General features: G+C 42.8%; 1 protein-coding gene. It reads left to right on the top strand.

All coding sequences use genetic code 11. The features are described 5' to 3' along the window. A partial coding sequence (locus AAEY62_RS21280) for an EAL domain-containing protein (RefSeq protein WP_350636353.1) occupies positions 1–325 on the top strand: 325 nt, incomplete at both ends.

The following is a 325-nucleotide window of genomic DNA, read 5'->3' as shown; positions in this document are numbered from 1 at the left end:
GGCTATATTTGTTATAGAGCGCGCTGCTGAACTTGCAATGGCATTGCGTATGGAGGGCTTTGCAGTGCCATTGAGCATTAATGTATTTGGCCCTGAAATGCTCAATGAAGAGTTTGTAGAATTTGTAACGAGTGCTATGAAAGAGCATAACTTAAGGCCTGGCGATTTAATTGTTGAGTGCCCGCTACATATTTTTACTAACCTAGATGACAAAGGGCGAGCCATGATTGCGCGGCTTAATAATATAGGCTTAAAAGTGTGTGTTGATGGTTTGGGCGATAACCCCGTTTCGCTCTCTAAGTTACCTAGTTTAGCGGTAGAATAC

Origin of the sequence: Pseudoalteromonas sp. GW168-MNA-CIBAN-0100 (genome assembly GCF_040309225.1) — a bacterium.
Classification (GTDB): Bacteria; Pseudomonadota; Gammaproteobacteria; order Enterobacterales; family Alteromonadaceae; genus Pseudoalteromonas; species Pseudoalteromonas arctica.
The sequence above is the reverse complement of the archived record's forward strand: the minus strand, read 5'-3'. Positions and strand labels throughout refer to the sequence as shown.